Source organism: Labilithrix luteola (assembly GCF_001263205.1).
In the GTDB taxonomy this organism is placed as follows: domain Bacteria; phylum Myxococcota_A; class Polyangia; order Polyangiales; family Polyangiaceae; genus Labilithrix; species Labilithrix luteola.
Window position 1 is genome coordinate 1,567,684 of the sequence record NZ_CP012333.1, and the last position, 19,779, is coordinate 1,587,462.

The following is a 19,779-nucleotide window of genomic DNA, read 5'->3' on the forward strand; positions in this document are numbered from 1 at the left end:
TCGCCGTTTTTTGCACGAATCGAACGTGCACGCGAACGGCGCGTTCTCGCGCTAGAGCTCGTCGGGCGCGCTAGGTCTGGCGTCGTCATGTCGCGGAGCTCGTTCGCCCTCGCGGCCTGCCTCTTGGTCGGGCAGCTTTGCGGAGCGCAGGGCGAAGCGCACGCGACGGAGCGCTCGCTCCACGGGCTCGACCTCGACTATGTGGCGCCGGCCGAGTGCCCATCGCGCGAGCAGTTCGACGCGATGCTGCGCGCCCGCCTCCCCGACGAGGCGACGACGAAAGACACGAGGCATTTCCTGGCTCGGATCACGCCCGACGAGGCGGGGGGCTACGTAGGCCGCCTCGACGTTCGCGGCCCGGGCCTCGCGCCGGACGTGCGTGAAATCCATGCCCCCACGTGCCGCGCGGTGAGCACGTCGCTCGTTCTGTTCGTCGTGCTCGCGCTCACGCCCGCGTCGCAGGCCGAGCATGAACCCGAGCGTACTTCGCCCGCGCCACCTCCTCCGTCTCCGCCCACCACGGAGCCCGCGCCTCTGCCGACGCGGAGCTCGAGCGATGAAACACGTTCTTACACGCACGCCGCGAAGCCCGCGGCAACGTGGTCTTGGAGCGCGGGCTTTCAAGCGACCTACCAGCACATGTCGGAAGCCGCTTGGGGAGGACGTGTGCACGCCGAACTGACGCGCGTTCCGGCTTTGGGCCCGCTCGGGGCGTCGCTTCGTCTTTCCTATGGCTGGTCGGATTTCTCGACGTTCCCCGTGCGCGCGGGAGAAGCGAAATTTCGCCTGCGAACCGGGCGCCTCGAGGGCTGCGCACGCGTCGCTCTCGGTTCGTTCGCGCTGTCCCCGTGCGCAGCGTTCGAGCTCGGCAGCCTCGACGGTCGCACGCCGGCCCTCTCCGCCACCGAGATGTCGACGTTGTGGGCCGCCCCCGGAGTCCGATTGCGGTTGGGCTGGCAGACTTCTGCGTGGCTTGCGCTCGAGGTCGAGGCCGGCCTGTCGATGCCTCTCGAGCGTCGCGTGTTCCAGATCACAGACCCCATCCGCACGGTCTACGAGCCCCCGGCCGTCGTCGTCGACCTCGGCGCCGGCCTTGGTGTGAGCGGGCGATTTCGTTAGAAATCCCCGGCCGTGACACACGTCCGACGGAAATCGACCGGTGATCCGATCAGTTTTCTCGCGCCCGGGAATTTCTATCTCGGATGTCGATTCTCCACGAGAGCGTCACGAGCCCGTTGGATGGCAGAACGGCGGTGACCTCCCACTCGTCCAGCGATAGGCGCGACGGCGCGCGGAGCTCCGAGGAGGAGACTGCCGGCGCGTCACGCCGTGCACGCAGCGAGCAGCTCGTTCGCCAGCACCACACCTTCGTGTGGCGCACCGTGCAGCGCCTCGGCGTTCGCGACGCGGACGTCGACGACGTCGTCCAGGAAGTCTTCCTCGTCGCCGCCAAGAACATCGACTCTATCCCGCGTGAGCACGAGAAAGGCTACCTGTTCCGAACGTGCGCGAACGTCTCGGCGCACGCGCACCGGAGCCTTCAAAGGCGACGTGAAGTGGTCGACGAAGCGCGCTTGAGCGCCGAAGTCGACGCGCGGCCCACGCCCGAACAGAGCGCCGCAACCTCGCAGACGCGCGCGCGTCTGCAATCCCTCCTCGACAAGATGCCGGAAGACTTCCGCAACGTGTTCGTCCTGTTCGAGCTCGAAGCCATGACGATGACGGAGATCGCCGACGTGCTGAGTATCCCCTCCGGTACCGTCGCGTCTCGTCTCCGCCGAGCACGCGAGCTTTTCATGGGCTTGATGGCAGCCGAGCGCCAAGAGCGAGAGGGGGCGTCGCGATGAAGAGGCTCTTGCTGGACGAGTCGGTCGATGGGGAGCTCGCCGAGCTCCTTCGCTCCGCCGAGCAGGATGGGCCGCGCTCGCCCGAAGCGCTCGAGCAGCGCCGGAATCGGATCTTCGCGGCGATGCTGATCGTGACCGGCGCACCGCGCGCACTGTCGTTCGTGACGAACCACACGGGCCTGTGGCGCATGGCCAAATGGGTGCCGCTTTGCGCGGTGGCCGCGACGATCGGAGTCACGGCCTGGACTCGATCGACGGTGGAGCGCAAGCACGTCGACACGAACGCCGTCGCAACGAGCGTGGTCGCGATGCACCCCGTCTCGCCCCCGGAGCCCTCCGACGTCACGCTGCCGCCGAGTCAGCCCGAAACGATGACGGCCTCGGTCCCCGGAATTCGCATCGACGATCTCCCGACGGCGCTGCCGAAGCCAACGCCGTCGGCACCGCCTCGCGCAAAGCAAACGACGGCGGCGAGCGCAACGACGGAAAGCGAAACGAGCATCGACGCGGAGCTCGCGGCCATCGAGGCAGCGCGTCGCGTGCTCGCGTCAGGCCGCGCCAGCGAAGCGCTCTCGCGCGTGCACGACTATCGAGCCACGTTCACGAACGCTCACTTCTCCGACGAAGCCGACGTGATCGAAGTGCAAGCCCTCGTCGCCCTCGGGCGCACGGACGAGGCCCAATCCAAAGCGCAGCGATTTCTCGCGGCGCATCCGCAGTCTGCCTACGCGAAGCGCATTCGCGCATTGGTCACTCCCAAAGAGTGACGAAGCCACCAATTTCTCGGCTCGTGCCGTGCTCGGCGCCATGACGAGCCTTCACTTCGAAGGAGCCTTTCCATGCGTCCCATGAACTACAAGCGAGTGGTCTTTCCCGCGGTGTGCCTTCTCACCATCGCCGCGGCGGTTGCATGCGGTGACGACGAGACCAACTCGACGCCGGTCGACGACGGAGTCGACAGCAGCACTCCGCACCAGCAGCCCGACGCGAGCAAGACCGACAGCAATACGCCCGATGCGAAGGACGCCACGAGCGGCAACGATGCAGGCGCCGACGCGGATGCGGATGCCGAGGCGTGCGAGTCTCCGGTGACGTTCAAGCCTGACGCAAACGCCAAGACGAAGGCAACGGCTGCTCTCGCCGCACTCTCGCCGGACGCCACGCTCCAGTGGTCCGACGCACGCGGTACGATCGCGTCGATCTCGGATCTCGTCGTGTCCCCGGCGTGCACCGGCAACGACGACGTTTACGACAAGTTCTTCGACTACCTGGAGGCTCACCGCGATCTCTTCCAGATCGAGCGTTCCGATTGGCGCGCGCCGCCTCCGCTCCCCTGCTCGGCCATTTCGGGATTCCAGTTCGTCTCGATTCATCGCGAGAAACTCGGCGCGTACGAAGAGGTCAACGACACGTTCTCGGTCGTCGCGGACGTCAAAGACGGCAATGTCATCTTCCGCAACTTCAGCGGGTTCTACATTCCGAGCTCGACGATCGTGGGCCCGCAGCTCGGCGACTGCGCGGACAAGACCGAAGCGCAGATGACGCCGCTCCTCCGCGCCGAGCCCTTCGCGTACGCCACGTTGAACCAGTGCAACATCGACGGGAGCTTCAAGTACACGCCCGTCGCGACCGACAAGCTGACCTTCGCGCCAAGCGCTACGATGACCTGGGAAGAGGGAACCGAGCTGACGCTCCGCCGCCAGCGCACCGCAACGCTCGTGGTTTCGTCGGCGAACTACACGAACGATCTCCTTCGCAGCAACGCCAATTGCCCGGACGACGACGGCAATCCCAACATCGGCTGGATTCGCACGTACGACACGGTCACGGGCGAGATCATCTCCGATTCGCTCACGCCCGACCCGTACTGCCTGGTGTGCTTCGGCGGCGGCCTCTGAGCCTCGCCGAAGCACACGCCATCGCGCCACGCTCCGACCGCGAGGAGAGCGGAGGGACGGCTACTTGAGCCGCCCCTCCAGCGTGATGGCCGCACATGCCAGCATCGACGCCTCGCGCAGCAAGCGCAGGACGGCGGTGCGGTCACTGCATTCCGGGACGTGGGCGAGGATCACTTCGGCGAAGCGCTTCGCCCCCGCGTGAATCGCCTCGTAGTCCTCGAGCTTCTTCGGCGTTGCCGGGTGGTGCGAGAAAACGTACTCGGGATCGAAGTCGGCCATCGTGGTCACCTCCATCCTCGGTGATACCAGACGGATGGGCTCGTTGACCCGCGACCGGCCCCGCAACCGCCCTCGCACGCGCACCCGCGCCCGCATGCGGACGGCCACCTTGAAGTGGCGAGGGATTTGCAGAAGAATCCGCACGTGCCTTTTGCGCGCGCTCGGCTTCACGGCCACCGATGGCTGTACGCCGCGTCGTTCGCGCTGGGGATGGGGCTTTTCTCGTGCTTATCGTCGTTCTCGTCCACCGCTCACGCCGAAACCGCGCCGCCGGAAACCGTCCACGTTCGATACTCGGCGGCCCCCACCTGTCCGAGTGAAGCGGAGTTCGTGTCCGCCCTGCGGCGCGACACGGATCCGTTCGAGCTGGCCGACGAGGCCGAGGCGAAGCGCGTGGTGGACGTCGAGCTGCGTACGGGCGCCAAGCGTGCGAGTGGCAGGTTCCGATTCGTCGATCGCCGTCACGACACGACGATCGAGCAGGAGCTGAACGGGCCCGATTGCGAAGCCGTTGCACGCGCGCTCGCCATGATGCTCGCTCTCGCGATGCACCGGCTCTCGGGACCGGGGGTGGTCGAACCGCCGCTCGACGTGGCCCCTCGACCGCCCGAGCCCGAGCCCGCCCCGCCTCCCCCGCCTCCCCCGCCGGCGCCGCCGAGCTTGAAGACCCCACGTGCGTCGCCGCGGCGACGCGCAACGCACCCCGCCCCTGCAGCCCCCGCACCTGCCGTACGCCTCTCGCTCGATCTCCAGGCCGAAATCACGAGCGCGGTGGTCCGTGAGCTTCTGCCCTTCGCGAGCCTCACCTTCCAGCTCCAGTCGACCGCGTGGTGGCTCCGCCCCTCCTTGGGGCTAAGTCTCCGGCAGAGTCTTCCGCACGACGTGGCCGTGGCGGGTGGGGGGTCGACGTTTCTCTGGACCACCGGGGCTCTTCGCGTGTGCCCTCATGTCGTCGTCGTGGGGCCGGTCGACCTCGCCCCCTGCGTCGAGGCGGCACTCGGCCGGCTCGGGGCGGACGCCAATGGTCTGCCGGGCGCGCGAAGCTCTGCCAATCTATGGGCGGATGCTGGAGGCCTCGTGACCACGCGCTGGCACCTTTCGGCGCGTTGGTTTCTTGCAGCGTCGGGAGGGCTTTTGTTCGCCCTCGACCGAACGCGCTACGAGCTTTCGTCGGGAGCCCTCATCTCAGAGACCCCGGCGCTCGGGTTCCGCGCGGGGCTCGGAATGGGCCTCCAGCTCTGAGGTCGGAGCCCGGCCTACTTTTTTCGGGGGTCGTGCACTATCTGTGATTATCCGAGTGCGTCGCGCCATTTAGGACATGGTCGCGGCGCCCTCGAGCGAGTTAGAGCACGTGGGGGTGCCTTTGCCGTGCGAGGCCAGACGAGCCCGAATTCGCGACCTCGTCGCGAATTATCATGATCCCGTCTGGAAGTTCGTTCGCCACCTCGGGGCCTCGGCGGCGCTCGCGGATGAGGTCGTCCAGGAGGTGTTCCTGGTCGCATTTCGCCGCGCCGACGATCTTCGCGAAGGCAGCGAGCGCGCGTTCCTTTTCGGAACGGCGTTCCGAACCGCAAGGCACGCCCTCAAGAAGCATCACCGCGAACCCGTCGTCGAGGACGTCGATCGCGCCGCCGATCTCGCTCCGAACCCGGAGGAGAGCCTCGACCGGAAACAAACACGCGAGCTCGCTTACCGCCTGCTCGGTGAGCTCGATGACGACCTGCGTGCGCCCTTCGTCATGTTCGAGCTCGAAGGAATGTCGATGCACGACATCGGAAGAGTCATGGGCTTGCCCATTCCCACCGTCGGGTCGCGGCTCCGCCGCGCTCGCGAGGCCTTTCGAGCTTGCGTCCAGCGTCACAAGAGCCGCCTCCGAGGTCCGTTGTGAAGAATCCCATCGATCCCTCAGACCTCGCCGACGCCGAGCTCGACGCCGACGTCGCGCGCCTCCTTGGCTCCTTCGAGGACGAGGCCCCCCCTCCCGGCGCCGCCGCCAGGCTCCTCGCACTCGCCGACACCGTCGAGACCGGTGACGACGGTTCCGCCGCTCCCAGGTCGAGCTGGACGTCGCTCAAGACGCTGGCCGCCGTGGGCGGACTGCTCGTGACGGCCGGACTCTGCGTCGTGGCCAGCAGGCGTGAGCAGACGAAGCTGCCGAGCGCCGTCGACGCCCCTGCCGCCATCACTGCGAGCGTCACCGCGTCGCCGGTGATCGAGAATCCGCACGAGGGTGTCGGCCCCGTCGAGACGGCACCGGCCGCGTCGCCGATGCCAGTCGTGGCCGCCTCTGCACTGCCCTCTGCGCCCGCCGTGCGAACGACGCCGAACGCGAGTGCAGGCGCGGGACAGGCCGAAAGCAAAGATTCCTTTCGCGAGCAGCTCGCCATCGTCGAAAGCGCACGCCATTCACTGTCGGAGAAGAAAGCCGACGAGTGCTTGGAGACGCTTCGCCGTTACGACACGAAATACCCGTCGGGAATCTTTACGACGGAGGTCCAGGTCGTGCGCGTCGAAGCGCTCATGACCGCCGGGCAATCGGAGAAAGCCTTCGCATTGGCGCGCAAGCTCATCGCCGAAAACCCACGAGGAGCCTACGCCGATCGCCTGCGTGCTCTGCTTCCAAAGACGGATGGTCTCGACCGATGAAGACGCCTAACTACGAGTCGATTCTCCGGCGAGGTAGCCTGGTCCTCGCCCTCTTCGCGTGCGGCGCGGCGATGAGCGCGGCCTGCGCCGTCGATAGCCACGTCGTGCTGGCCGACGATCCGGATGCTGCGCAGCCCGAGACGCCGTCGTTCCAGACTCCCGCCGAAGCGGGTGCCGACGCGAACGACGCGACGACGGCATTGATGTGCGAAGGAACGGAGTGCCCGTCCCCCTACGCAACGTGCGGAACGACGGCCTCGTTGCACTGCGGTACGAACCTCCTCACGGACGCGGAGAACTGCGGGGCGTGCGGTAACGTCTGCCCCGCCCCCAACAAGCAGACCGTCCCGCGATGCTCGAATGGCAAATGCGTCTTCGACTGCAAATATATCGTGGGCTGGTGCAGTCGTGTCGATTACAAAGATTGCAATTCGAACCCCGAAGACGGTTGCGAAACCACGGTATCGGACGATCCATTGAATTGCGGCGGCTGCGGGAACGTGTGCCCCGCGGGACAAGGGTGCTACCAAGGGGTCTGCGGCTGCCCGGCCGGCAAGACGTTCTGCCCGGCGTGTAAAGCGGACGCATGCGTCGACACGACCAACGACGACAACAACTGCGGTGGTTGCTACAACAGCTGCCCGACGTCACCGGACGACGGCTGCAGCGTCAAACCGAAAGATACGTTCTACGGGTGCTCCAATAGCCAGTGTGGCGCTTTGAAGTGCAAAGGAGGCACCGCCGACTGCAACGGCGACATCCCGAAGAAAGGATGCCTGTCGGACGGCTGCGAGGTCGACTTCGCGACGCGCGACCCGAAGAACTGCGGAGCCTGCGGGAATGAATGCAAGCCGGACGAAGAGTGCCGAGCCGACGGCAACAACGGTCTGCAGTGCCTGAAGAAGTGCGCGGACAGTGGTCGGACGCGGTGCGAGAAGGGATGCGCCGATCTCCTCTCCGATCCGGAAAATTGTGGCGATTGCGAGATGAGGTGTCCGTCGTTCGGAAACGACAAGGCCGCGTGTCGCAAGGGTGTGTGCGTCACTGAATGTGCCGACGGTTTCGGCGATTGCGACGGCAATCCCCTCAATGGCTGCGAGGCTCGACTCGACAACAATCCCCTGCATTGCGGCGCATGCGGAGTGACCTGCAACTACGGTGCGGGCCAGCCGTGCATCGAAGGCAAGTGCCTGATGGTCGAATGCGACGGTGGAGGGCAGACCAAATGAAGCGGCAGGTGATGGCCCTCGCGGGGATGCTCTCCGCGGCAACGTGCACGCTGATGGCCAGTTGTGCCGCGAACGACGACGCCGAGCCGCCGAAGGGCGATACCTCGACGTTGCCCGAAGCGGCCCCCGGGTCCGACGCAGGTAATGACGCCGATGCGGACGTGGACGTGGGCGCAGGCTGCAACGGTGCCGCCTGGTGCATGGTCCCGACGAGCGTGAGCCCCCTCTCCGTTCTCAAGGCAATCTGGGGAACGGGGAAGAACGACATCTGGGCAGCTGGCTCCGGCGGCGCGATTGCCCACTACGATGGCACGACCTGGTCGACAATACCGTCGGGCGTGAAACACACGTTCAATGCCATTTGGGGGAGTAGCCCGAACGACGTCTATCTGGTCGCCGCGGCCGACGCCATCTTCCACACCACAGGCGCAAACGGCGCCTCGGCAACGCTGACGCCGCTCCCGGTCAAGGGACTGGGCGTCGAAGGCACCAGAATCCACGCCATCTGGGGAACCTCGCCCGCTGACGTCCGTCTCGGCTCGGACTACTATGACTATCTCGACCTCGAGGCCAACGAGCGTCTCGGAAGCCAGTTCGTTCTCTCCAAAGACGACAAAGGCGACGGCGGAGGCGCGCGCGCCTCGGGCTGGAGCCCCGTTCCTTTTGCCACGGGCGACCAACCGGACACGCTCATTTCGAGCATCTGGGGTTCGTCGAGCACCGACATCTGGATGGCCGCGAGCCAATGGAACGTACCGGGCCGCGAGGCGGTCATGTTCCACGGTCAGGCGGCCAGAGGCGGCCTGGGGCTCACCGAGGTCGACAGTCAGTCGTCGAGTCCGCTCGAGTCGATTCACGGCACGTCGTCGACCGATGTTTGGGCTGTTGGCGCAGGCGGTACGATTCGGCACTTCGGTGCCGGTAACTCGCGCTGGCAGTTGGTCGATTCACCCACGACCGAAACGCTGCACGCCGTCTGGGCAAGCGCGCCCAACGATGTGTGGGCGGTAGGCGACAAGGGCACCATCATCCACTACGACGGAAAGACCTTCGCGGCGTCGAGCGCCGAGCTTCCGCAGGGCCGAACGCCGACGCTCTACGGGATCTGGGGCAGCGGACCGAACGACGTCTGGATCGTCGGTGATGCCATCGTTCTCCATTACACGGGCCCCTCGGGGTCGACCGGGGGAACACCATGAGGGCCATGACTTCTCTTCACCGTGTCGTGTTCGTCTCCGCTGCGCTGGCGAGCTTCGCGATGGCGGCCGTCGCGTGCTCGGACGACGACGACCGCAAGACCTTCGAGACGGGCGGCGTCGACTCGGGCACCGATGCGAGGCAGCCGACCCCGCCTGCCGAAGCAGGCCCGGTCGAGTCCGGGACGGATGCCGGGAACGACTTCGATGCGGCGGATGAGCCGGTGGTCTGCGACGTCGAGCCGTGCGCAGTCGACATCGCGGCGGGTCAAAACCACTTCTGCGTTCTCATGAGCGACAAGACCGCGCGCTGCTGGGGAGACGACAGCCTTGGTCAGCTCGGTGCCGGCATGCCGGCCCCCGATCCCGAGCCCGACGCGGGTCCTGTCAGGGTCGTTCAGGGACTCACGAACGTGACCCAGATCAGCGCGGGTGGAACGACGACGTGCGGGCGTCTCGTCGACGGCACGGTCGAATGTTGGGGCGGCAACGACGTGGGCCAACTCGGACTCACGGCGGACCCTCCCACGAGTGACTGGAATCCCCACCCGACCGCAGCGGCCGTTGCAGTCTCCGGTGCCTTGCGCGTCGACGTTGGAGTGCACAGCGCGTGCGCCATCGTCACCTCGGGTGACGTCCTCTGTTGGGGCGCCAACGACCAGGCTCAGCTCGCGCGGAGTGTGGAGGCGACGATCGGCGGCCCCGCCAAGATCGATGCTCTGTCCGGCAAGACCGTGCAGACCGGCGCCGGAACGAACACGTCGTTCGCGGTCCATCAAGACGGGACGATTTCGAGCTGGGGCGCAACAACGGGTACCTCTGGAACGATCGCAGGGCGCCTGGCTTCGGTGAGCCCGGATCTCCTCCCCGGGGCGCTTCTGCTCGACGGGGTTACGAGCTTCGCCGTCTCGCCGTGGCGCGTCGATTCCCCGTGGCCTGCCCCCGATCGAGGCCTCGCGCACGCATGCGCCGTCGCGGAAGGACGTCTCTACTGCTGGGGAGATAGCATGCTCGGAGCCATGGGCTTCGGCGTTCCGTTCGCCTTCGTTCGCCCCACGCTGGTTCCGATCCAGGGCGAGGCCCGTCCGCAGCGGGCGGCCGTATCGATGGAGATCAGCTGCGTGCGCATGAGCGACGGCACGGTCCAGTGCGCGGGCGACGACTCCCACGGTCAGCTCGGACGCGGCGCCGACGCGGGGCTCTTCAGCGACTTCTTCACGCCGGCCAAGGCATTCGACGGTCACGCGCTGCGCGTCGCAGTCTCCGACGAAACGGTGTGTGTCGTTGTTCGCGGCGGCAAGGTCATGTGCTGGGGCGGAAACGCCTACGGCGAGCTTGCACTAGGCTCGATTGACGATAGCCCCCATCCAACCCCCACCCTCGTCCAATTCTAGAAAGACGATGATGGCAACACGGACGCATGCTCATTGGGCGACTGGTGTGGGGCTCGTATCGTTCGCGATTGCGGCGACGATTGGTGCATGTTCGACCGATCGTGCACCGTTCGATCCGGGCGACAACTATACGTTGGCTCCCGACGCGTCGACGCCCGATGTGGCATGTGGATTTCGCTGTTCGCGCGATCTGAAGACGGTGCTGAGCGCCTGCCAGGGCTCGGACGACGTGCTCTTCACGTGCGGCGCCGACGAGGGATGCGGCGATGGTCGGTGCGTGCCGGCCTGTGAAGCCGCGAAGCTCTCGAAAGGGTCCGCCGGTTGTGATTTCTGGACCCTGCCCGTCGACAGCGGGAAGCAGAGCAAGGGCTCTTGCTTCGCCGCGATGATCTCCAACACGTGGGACCGCCCCGTTACCCTCACGGCAGAATACGGCGGCGATCCCCTCGATGTTTCGCAATCTGTCTACACGGTCGACGTGGGGAGCGGCACGGCGACGTATGCGCGCCTGGACGGCCCGCTTCCTTCAGGACAAGTCGCCATCGTGTTTCTTTCGGCCGCGCCGGACACCACGGAATTCGAAGGCATCCTCTGCCCGCAGAACGTGACGCCGGCGGTCAAGTTCGACCCGATCGCGCACGGTACGAGCCGCACGAAGGCCTTTCGACTCATCACGGATGCGCCCGTCTCGGCGTATTCGATATTTCCTTACGGCGGCGCCAGCACGTACGTGCCCACGGCAACGTTGCTTCTTCCCGTTTCGTCCTGGGAAAAGGACTACGTCGCGGTCAGCCCGTTCGCCTTCGGCTTTCCGAGCGAGCGAACCCTCCAGATCGTCGCGAACCAGAACGATACCGTCGTAAGCATTCGTCCCAATACCGAAATCCCCGCCGGCTACGGGGTCGAAGGCGCGACGACCGGCATCACCCAGAGCTGGACGCTGGCACGCGGCGAAGTCCTGCAATTCACCCAAGAGAATCTCACCGGAAGTCCGATTTCGGCGAGCAACCCCGTGGGTATCTTCGGTGGCTCGCGATGCACGTACGTGCCGGGCGACTACGGAGCGTGCGACGTGCTCCAGCAGCAGATTTCACCAACGTCCCAATGGGGCGACCAGTACGCGCTCGTGCCTTATCCGACGCGGGCCTTCGAGTTTTCCAGCGACTCGCGCGAGTTCGTCCCCTATACGCTCGTGAGCGCCGCGGACGGAACAGTGTTCAGCTACGACCCCGTGCGCCCGGCAGGCGCCCCCGAGAAGCTGGATGCCGGTCAGTCGGCGACGTTCAAGACCGATGAACTCGTGGTCGTGCGAAGTCAGGACTCCAAGCATCCTTTCCATGCTTCGGTCTACATGACGGGACAGGATTTCGGCGGCGGCCTCGGCGGACTGGGGTTCCGCCACGGCGATCCCGACTTCGTCACTCTCGCGGCCTCCGATCAGTTCCTGGACCACTACGTCTTCTTCACTGACTACACCTTTCCGGAAACCCGGCTCACGATCGTCCGTCGCAAGACAGCCAAAGGCTTCTTGCCCGTCGAGCTCGAGTGCGCGGGCGTCATCGAAGGCTTCCAGCCCGTGGGCACCAGCGGAGAGTTCGAATACGCCTGGGTCACCCTCACCGCCAGCTCCGCCCCCGTGAAGTTCCCCAAGGGCGAGTGCGGCTATGGCCGCCAGGAGGCGAAAAGCGACGGCCCGTTCTCCATCAACGTGTGGGGACTAGGCTATTTCGCGAGCTACGGCTACCTGGCCGGCACAGGCCTCCGCCCCATCAACGACTTCTCGTCGCCAGTCCTGAAATGACGGCGTGACGAGAGGTCTTCGTCACACGTTCGAGCAGCTCGCCGCAACCAGCCCGCCGGTTCTCGACCGAGCGAGTCGCATTCGAGGTAAGCTCGGCCCATGGGCCGAACCAACGGGTACTGGGCGTGTGCGGCTTTCTCCATCGTCGTCGCGTGCACCCCTAAACAGGCCCCTGTCGGTGGAGATGCCAGCGCTGTCTCCGTACCGTCGTCGCTCGCGACAGCGAGCACGGGACCGAACGCCCCCGGCACTCTAGGCACCGACGCGGGTCCACGCCGAACGTCCGTGGATTTGTTGCACTGGGGCCCCGCGCGCCTCGCGGTTTCGTCCAACGTGAAGAATCCGCGCGACTACCCCGAGCATCTCGTCGATGGAAACAACGGAACGGCGTGGAACAGCCGAACCGGCGATCTCGTGGGCGCGAGCATCGCGTTCGAAGTGCCCTCGGATGCCACGATCGAGTCGCTGGTGCTCAGCGCCGGTTTCGACAAGATCGACGCCGCAGGCAACGACCTCTTTCTCATGAACCACCGGGTTCGAAGCATCGAGGTCTTCGCCGGTTCGATGGAAACCAAGCCGCTGGCGACGTTTCAGCTCGATCCCGCCCGACGCGAGCCGCAGTCCTTCGCGTTCGCACACCCCGGCGGATTGTACTGGGTCAAGGTCACCGCCGTGGAGCCCGGTACCAAGAAGGAATGGCGAGAGCTCGCGATCTCCGAGTTTCGTGTGATGGGGATTCCCGGCAAGACCAGGTACGGCATGCCGCGCATTCCCGACGTAGCCATCGCCAAGGAGTGGGTTTCACGCCCCCTGCCGGGCGTCGGCGATCCCGACGCACCGTCTTACCAAGACGCGATCGGCTCGGCCTTTCCGAGCATCAACGCGCTCTGCAAGCATCTGGAGACCAAGCTGGCTCCTGGCTTCGCGAAGAACGGCCTGCCTGCCCCGGGCAAAGAAGCTTGCGTCACCAAGCCCGTCTCGGTCCCTGCACCACTACCGGCGCCCATCAAAGGCATCTCCTGGCTGGACCTGATGACCCCCGAAGGGTCGGCGGGGATGTACGTGCTCCAGACCGACAAGGGGTTCGTCGTTCCGAGAAACGCCGAGCTGCAGTCGGCGAACTGCGAACCGGGGTGCATGGACGACATGCTGCGCACCGACACGCGACTCGAGAAGCTCGAGTCATCGGCCGGCAACGTCACGCTTCACGTGAAGCAAACCAGCACCAGCTCGGAGGCCTTCGACGAACACGGAATGCGCACATCGGCGACGGACACGCGCTGGTTCTCGCTGAAATGCGCACTCACCCCCGAGCCCGTGACGTGCGCCCGCGTCGATACGAAGAGCTCGTGCCTGCTTGGCACCGCGGAGGTGGCCTGTCGCTAGCGCTCGCTGTACAAGCCGAGCGGTCGACTCCCCGGATTCGCCCAAGATCCTCGCACTTCAGGCGAGCCGCATGCTTTGGTGCGGTCCTTCAGTTGCGTCAAGGTCGCCGCCGAACTAAGGTGACGCCGCTCACTACACGTACCATCGCATTCACAACGCTCTCTCGAACCTTGGGACGGCGAATCCGGGCTGCGAAGCTTCGTTGCGTGAGGACACGGAGAATGCTTGTTTCTCTGTGGGCCTCGTCCGATCCCGCCGGCTCATTGGACGCCAGGTTCTCGACGCACCTGCCGACAAACGAGAGAGACACATGAATAACCGACTTTACGTGGGCAACCTTTCCTACGGCGTGACGACCGACTCCCTCCGCGCCTGCTTTGCCGAGTGCGGCGAAGTGACCGACACCCACGTGGTCATGGATCGTGAGACGGGCCGCGCGCGCGGATTTGCGTTCGTCACGATGAACACCGAAGCCGAAGCCAACAACGCCATCGCGCAGCTCAACAACGCGATGTTCGAAGGCCGCCCGCTGCGCGTGAACATCGCCGAAGAGCGAGCGCGTGGTGGTGGCGGTGGTGGCGGTGGTGGTGGTCGCGGCTTCGGCGGCGGCGGCGGCGGCGGTGGTCGCGGCCCCCGCGGCGGCGGCGGCGGCGGCGGGCATCGCGGCTGGTAATCCAGCACGACTGTCCACAACCATCCGCGCCGATCATGATGCGTAGCGGGAATTCCCTCCCCTACGGACACTTGCGTCTATCGTCGAGGGCGCGCTCGACGGTGGACGCCGTGGTCATCCCGCAAGCAGCGTGCTGCTAGTGCTGGCCAGCGAGGCTGCGCGACCACGATCGAAAGGCCATTGATGAAGGCTTCCGCTCACGCCGGCACGGCATCGTCCGCGCAGGACGCGCTCCAGCCCTATTTGCAGGGTTTGGCGCGGGTTCCGCTATTGACGCGCCAAGGCGAGGTGGAGCTCGCAAAACGCATCGAGTTCGGTGAGCAGGAGACGCTCCGTGCGATCCTCACGTGCGAGGCGGGGCGCGCGGAAGTGGCGCGTCTCGGAAAGCGCCTCCGTGCTGGCACCGAGGACGTCGCAGACGTGACGTCCGCGCGCGACGAGGACGAGTCGAACTCCGACGCGCTGGCGAGAGAGCGGATCTTGGGACTCGTGGACGTCGTGCTCCGCTGGTCGCGTCCATCGAAGCGAAGCACGTCGAAACCGAGCACGCCCGATCCCCGCGCGCTCACCGCCTTCGCCGAGATGCGACTCAACAAGGTTGCACTCTCGAAGCTCGTGCGGCGGCTTCGTTCGTCTCTGCGCGACGCCGAACGCGAAACGGCCGAATCGACGGATCGAGACGAGCTCGAAAGATTGCGGACGGCATGTGCAGACATCGCCGAGGGCGCACGTATCAGCACCGTCGCTCGAGGCGAGCTCGTCGAGGCAAACCTCCGGCTCGTCGTCTCCGTCGCCAAACGCTACCTACGTCCTGGACTCGCCCTGGTCGACCTCATTCAAGAGGGCAACATCGGGCTGATGCGAGCCGTCGAGAAGTTCGACTACCGGCTCGGATACAAGTTCAGCACGTACGCGACGTGGTGGATTCGCCAGGCAATCACACGTGCGATTGCGGACCAGGCACACACGATTCGCGCCCCCGTTCACATCGTCGAGCGTGTCAGCCAGATTGCGCGCACGAGGCGCGCGTTCGTACAAGAGTACGGTCGCGAGCCTTCGGTCACCGAGCTTGCGACCACGCTCGGGCTCGACGACGAGCGCGTGACAGTTGCCCTGCGCGCCATGCATCAGCCGATAAGCCTCGAGACGCCGGTCGGCGACGATGGCACGGCCGTACTTGGTGACTCGATCGAAGACGGCACGGCGGTTTCACCGCTCGACGCAGCGATGCGCGCGCGTCTCACCGAGGATGCGGAGCGCCTGCTGTCGACGTTGTCTGCACGCGAGCGAAAGATCCTCGAGATGCGCTTCGGAATGGGCGAGAAGAAGGAGCACACGCTCGAGGAAATCGGAGACGCATTCTCGCTGACCCGAGAGCGGATTCGTCAGATCGAAGCAAAGGCCCTCGCCGAGCTTCGCCGTCGGTCGCAACAGGAAGCGTGGAGCGCCCTGCGCGAAGGCTGAGAGCGACGAACGCGCCTCTCGCCGGACTGAGAGCCGGCCAAGCGTCCCTACGAGGATGCGATAGACAGCGCTTCGACGATGACGACGGAAGGATGCTCCGTCGACTTCGAAGCTGAACACTGAATACGACGTTCGATGAGGCGCACTGCGGCGTGCTGCCGCTTACGTTCGACGCAAGCGTATTCGATACCCCTGGAGGGGGATGTTCGCGTCATGGCGCCATGCTCCAGTGCGCTCATCGTGCATGTCCAGACATGCGCGCGGCATATCGGAGCATTCATACGTGCCATGAAAACAATCCTCTCGTCTGCAATTGCCATATGTCTCCTCAGCGCAAGCAGCGTGTCGAGCGCAGCAACCGCCTTCCTCCCGCGATCGAGTCAGCCGGCAACGACGATTACGACCGTCGATCTGAGCAAGCCAATCGCGAACATGCCAGCACCGGCGGGAGCCTCCGTCCCCGTCCGTGAGATCGACGTCAAGCTGGTCATGGTCTCGTTGCAGGGACTCGTGAACGGCTCACAGCCACGGCTCTACCTTCTCGACAACAATCAGCCGAACCACGCGACCACACTCCTACACGACTATTACCGACAACTCGGCGTCGTCGCCTCCGAGGCGCAGGTCGGAGCCGACTACAACCAACTCATTGGCACGGGCCCGTCGACGGGCCTGCTCGCGACGTTCGCGGCCTCGATCTCGGGACTCGTGGTCATCCCCGTGAAAATCACGGACGACGATTCCGAGCGGTTCGACTATCGGCTCAACGCCGCGACCAATGCCGCTGGCGTAGAGAAACTCTTGATTGTGCCTGAGTCGATGCTCGCACAGATTCAAGCCGTTCTACCGGGCAAGCCCATTGCATACGACATGCGGCCCAGCGGAGGGATCCCGGAAATGCTCGACCCGGCGGCGGCGGAGGAGTGGAGCAGCCAAAAGTTCCTCCCGAGCCAGTCCGATGAAGCAGTGGCCAATCTGTATTTCGACAGCTCGAATCTCTTCGTTCGCGACTACGTCATCGCCCACGCGATCCACACCTCATGGTGGCCAGGACGTCTCGACGAGGTGGCGCCGCACATCCACGACGGCGCGAGCGTCGCCACGACCTTCAATCGGTTGAATACGGCCCTGAACGCCGTTCTGCTCTCGACACCACCGAACATTCCGATCTTGGGGAGCTGGCAATCCAGCTCACCAGTCTGCCCTGAAGTATGCGCCCCCGATAAACCCCACCCCTGCCCGCGCGTCTGCGGACTGGGTGAATATTCAGGTGTCATGCGGGGTAGCGAGTACGGCAAATTTACGATGGGCATGGGGTTCGATGCCAATTACAGCTTTCATTCCGGAGTTCGGACTGTTGACGACGACGTGGCCATGCGCCAATCCCGCGCGCGTGCACGGCCCTACGCGCCCGCATCGACCGATCCCGGAACGACCTACGTCGCCTTGACGATGGTCGATAGCAACGACACCCCGGCATACCTCCAATACGGGTTTCAGACGCTTCAATGGGGCGACCCGTTCCGTGGAAGGGTGCCCGTATCATGGTCGATGTCGGTATCGGCGCTGGACCTCATGCCGGCCCTGATTCGCCATTTCTACGAGACGGCGACGGCGAACGACTACTTCTTCGCCTCGGTGTCTGGCCTGGGGTATTCGTACCAACTTCAGAACATCGACAACGTCGACCCGGACGGAATTCCCGCCCCTTTCTGCGGCTACGGGTACGAGGCTGGCGGCGCGCTCGAGTGCCCCTACTCCGCCGCTTCTCATAGCCAGAGCCCTGTGTTCGCGGACAACGCAGCGAAGCTGAACGTCCGGATGCACGACATGGATCTCGACGCGACCGCGTTCTACCCCATCAACGGCTCGTGGACGAGTGGAGCGAACTTCGAACACTTCATCGCCGAACAGATCCTTCCAGGCTTGTCGCACATGACCACGATGGCCGTCGGCTGGTCTTCCATGAACGGCATCAACGCCACGAACGCGAACACGTTGGTCGGCGCCACCGGTCTCCATCACGCGCTGACGAACACCAATGACGAATCGATTCCGTTCATCGCGGGTCTTGGCTCATTCGGCTACCATTCGCTCCCAGACGATGACGCGGTCAATTGGATGGTCGGCCAAATCGAAGCGCAGAGGCTCGCCAACCAGCACTTCATCCACGCTCCGGGCATCAGCTGGAAATACGGTCCAAGGCGATTCTATGAGGTCGTGCAAAAGCTGCGCGCGCGTAGCGACAAATACGTCTTCGTCACGTTGGACGAGCTCGACGCCCGTTGGCGTCAAAGCACCAACCCGAATTACATCCCCAACCGCGATCCCTGGGGATATTCGGCGACTCCTCAATGGTGCAGTCGTCCCGGCAGCATGCTCGTGCGCGGAGACGTGAACGGCGACGGCAAGGACGATTCGATCTGTCACGACACTGCCGGCTACTGGTCGACGCGTGGCACGAATCTCACCGGAACCGAGCTCTCGTCGTTGACCGGCTGGTGCCTCGGTGACGAGAACAGGCTCTACGCAGGCGAATGGACCGGCGACGGCATCGTCGATTTCATGTGCTACCGCCCGGAAGACCTCGCCTGGAGCGAAACCGGACCTCATCCGCGACTCCTTCAGCAATCCGTCGGCGTCGGCGCATACGTCGACCGGACGATCCTGAAGAACTACGTCTGCACCGACCCCTACGTGATGGGCGATGATCCTTATCGCTGGTTGGAACCAGCGCGCGCCAGTCTGAACCCCGGACAACTTGCCTGCTACGACCACTGGGGACCGAATGGCGCAACGGAGCTCGCAACGCCGGAATCGATGATCGATACGGGCTTCGGCTCCACAGAGGTCTGGCCCACGACTGTGTGCGGAAGCGGACGGGAGTGCCACCTCGCCGACTTCAGTGGCGACCACAAGGCCGACCTCGTCGCCTTCGACTCCACGAACGGCTCCGTCTACGTCGCGAAGTCGACAGGGAACGGTTTTTTGACTCCGGTGCTGCAGACGAACCTCCCGTCGTTCTGTCGTCCGGGCACTCTTCCGTCCTCGAACGTCTGTGAAACCGGCGATATCGATGGTGACGGCAAGGACGACCTCGTCGCGTTTCTTCACGGCACCGCCGTCGACACGGCGGCCGTGCGGGTGGCTTTCGCCAATCCAGCGGGAACCGGATTCCTTGCTCCGATCACCATCAGCACCTTCTTCTGCATCAGTGGGCAGAAGTGTCGCGTTGCTCGTTTGGACGGGAATAGCTTCGCCGACCTCGTCGCCTTCACGAACGACGCATCGGCGCTGGTATGGGCGTCACTCTCGCACGGTCGGTCGCTCGCGGATCACCCCCAGCTCTGGCACTCCTTTTTCTGCACGACAGGTCAGGACTGTGAGCTCGGTGACGTGAACGCGGACGGAAGAGCCGACCTCATCGCCTTCGGCCATCCGATTGTCTGGGTCAGCCTCTCGACGAACCAAAACGCCGGGGACGCGGAGCCCTGGAGCAACTTCTTCTGCCCGGCAGGTCAGGTATGTCGCGTCGGCGACGTCGATCATGACGGCAAGACCGACGTGGTGGCCTTCACCCACGACGCAGGGGGTCATGTTTGGGTCGGTGCCGCAGGCGGGTTCAGCCCGCTCGGTGGCTTGCCGCTCGGCCCCAACAAGTTCTTCCTCGATCCCGTGCACTGGACCTCGTCGTTCTGCTCCACCACGGAGAAATGCCTGGTGGGCGATGTCACCGGAGACGGCGCTGCCGACGTCGTAGCCATTGCGACGTCTCCTTCGCCGACAGTCCACGTTGCTCGCGCCTTGCACTGAGGACATCGACACCGCACGACAAGATCGCCCACCGTGGCGAAGGTTCCGAAGGGATCTTCGTCGCGGTGCGGCGAACGCGCGTGAACGAACCGCCGAGCTGAGCAATGGCGGCGGACTTCCAAATCGTTCGTAGAATCTTCTCGGCGGGCTGAC

The 19,779-nt window shown here is 65.0% G+C and carries 16 protein-coding genes; 15 read left to right on the forward strand and 1 reads right to left on the reverse strand.

Annotation, left to right across the window (positions count from 1 at the left end; translation table 11 throughout):
- Positions 1-87: 87 nt before the first annotated feature.
- The 4 genes from AKJ09_RS07110 to AKJ09_RS07125 all read left to right on the forward strand — a co-directional run bounded on the left by AKJ09_RS07110 (position 88) and on the right by AKJ09_RS07125 (position 3,745).
- The gene (locus AKJ09_RS07110; RefSeq protein WP_146646432.1) at positions 88-1,119 is read left to right on the forward strand and encodes a hypothetical protein; all 1,032 of its coding nucleotides are present in this window, start codon (positions 88-90) and stop codon (positions 1,117-1,119) included.
- A 134-nt stretch (positions 1,120-1,253) separates the two neighbouring features.
- Positions 1,254-1,847 carry an RNA polymerase sigma factor gene (locus AKJ09_RS07115; protein WP_169927333.1) on the forward strand — a complete coding sequence of 198 codons (594 nt, stop codon included), beginning with the start codon at positions 1,254-1,256 and terminating at the stop codon, positions 1,845-1,847.
- A complete protein-coding gene (locus AKJ09_RS07120) occupies positions 1,844-2,614 on the forward strand; it encodes an outer membrane protein assembly factor BamD (protein ID WP_146646434.1) in 771 nt (256 codons plus the stop codon). The genes AKJ09_RS07115 and AKJ09_RS07120 overlap by 4 nt, the downstream gene beginning before the upstream one ends.
- Before the next feature lie 72 nt (positions 2,615-2,686).
- On the forward strand, positions 2,687-3,745 hold the full coding sequence (locus AKJ09_RS07125; RefSeq protein WP_146646435.1) for a hypothetical protein: 1,059 nt from the start codon (positions 2,687-2,689) through the stop codon (positions 3,743-3,745).
- 60 nt (positions 3,746-3,805) lie between these two features.
- Here AKJ09_RS07125 and AKJ09_RS07130 read toward each other — a convergent pair whose 3' ends face one another.
- Positions 3,806-4,024: an Acb2/Tad1 domain-containing protein gene (locus AKJ09_RS07130; protein WP_169927334.1), complete on the reverse strand. Its 219-nt coding sequence runs from the start codon at positions 4,022-4,024 to the stop codon at positions 3,806-3,808.
- A gap of 330 nt (positions 4,025-4,354) precedes the next feature.
- Between AKJ09_RS07130 and AKJ09_RS52750 the strand changes: the two genes are divergently transcribed.
- The 11 genes from AKJ09_RS52750 (at position 4,355) to AKJ09_RS07190 (ending at position 19,626) form a co-directional block, all read left to right on the forward strand.
- Positions 4,355-5,266, forward strand: a complete 912-nt coding sequence (locus AKJ09_RS52750) for a hypothetical protein (RefSeq protein ID WP_169927335.1) — start codon at positions 4,355-4,357, stop codon at positions 5,264-5,266.
- A gap of 109 nt (positions 5,267-5,375) precedes the next feature.
- Complete coding sequence (locus AKJ09_RS07145) at positions 5,376-5,912, forward strand: RNA polymerase sigma factor (protein ID WP_169927336.1); 537 nt, start codon at positions 5,376-5,378, stop codon at positions 5,910-5,912.
- Positions 5,909-6,670, forward strand: a complete 762-nt coding sequence (locus AKJ09_RS07150) for a tetratricopeptide repeat protein (RefSeq protein WP_146646440.1) — start codon at positions 5,909-5,911, stop codon at positions 6,668-6,670. Before AKJ09_RS07145 ends, AKJ09_RS07150 begins: the two co-directional genes overlap by 4 nt.
- On the forward strand, positions 6,667-7,899 hold the full coding sequence (locus AKJ09_RS07155; protein WP_146646441.1) for a hypothetical protein: 1,233 nt from the start codon (positions 6,667-6,669) through the stop codon (positions 7,897-7,899). The genes AKJ09_RS07150 and AKJ09_RS07155 overlap by 4 nt, the downstream gene beginning before the upstream one ends.
- A complete protein-coding gene (locus tag AKJ09_RS07160; RefSeq protein WP_146646442.1) occupies positions 7,896-9,098 on the forward strand; it encodes a beta propeller repeat protein in 1,203 nt (400 codons plus the stop codon). The genes AKJ09_RS07155 and AKJ09_RS07160 overlap by 4 nt, the downstream gene beginning before the upstream one ends.
- A gap of 5 nt (positions 9,099-9,103) precedes the next feature.
- Positions 9,104-10,489: an RCC1 domain-containing protein gene (locus tag AKJ09_RS07165; protein ID WP_146646443.1), complete on the forward strand. Its 1,386-nt coding sequence runs from the start codon at positions 9,104-9,106 to the stop codon at positions 10,487-10,489.
- Positions 10,490-10,496: 7 nt separating this feature from the next.
- Positions 10,497-12,290, forward strand: a complete 1,794-nt coding sequence (locus AKJ09_RS07170; protein WP_146646444.1) for an IgGFc-binding protein — start codon at positions 10,497-10,499, stop codon at positions 12,288-12,290.
- Positions 12,291-12,389: 99 nt separating this feature from the next.
- The gene (locus AKJ09_RS07175; RefSeq protein ID WP_146646445.1) at positions 12,390-13,676 is read left to right on the forward strand and encodes an NADase-type glycan-binding domain-containing protein; all 1,287 of its coding nucleotides are present in this window, start codon (positions 12,390-12,392) and stop codon (positions 13,674-13,676) included.
- 310 nt (positions 13,677-13,986) lie between these two features.
- Positions 13,987-14,349, forward strand: coding sequence for an RNA recognition motif domain-containing protein (locus AKJ09_RS07180; protein WP_146646446.1), 363 nt, complete (start codon positions 13,987-13,989; stop codon positions 14,347-14,349).
- A 183-nt stretch (positions 14,350-14,532) separates the two neighbouring features.
- On the forward strand, positions 14,533-15,813 hold the full coding sequence (locus AKJ09_RS07185) for a sigma-70 family RNA polymerase sigma factor (RefSeq protein ID WP_146646447.1): 1,281 nt from the start codon (positions 14,533-14,535) through the stop codon (positions 15,811-15,813).
- Positions 15,814-16,101: 288 nt separating this feature from the next.
- Positions 16,102-19,626, forward strand: coding sequence for an FG-GAP-like repeat-containing protein (locus AKJ09_RS07190; protein ID WP_169927337.1), 3,525 nt, complete (start codon positions 16,102-16,104; stop codon positions 19,624-19,626).
- The last annotated feature ends 153 nt before the right edge of the window (positions 19,627-19,779 follow it).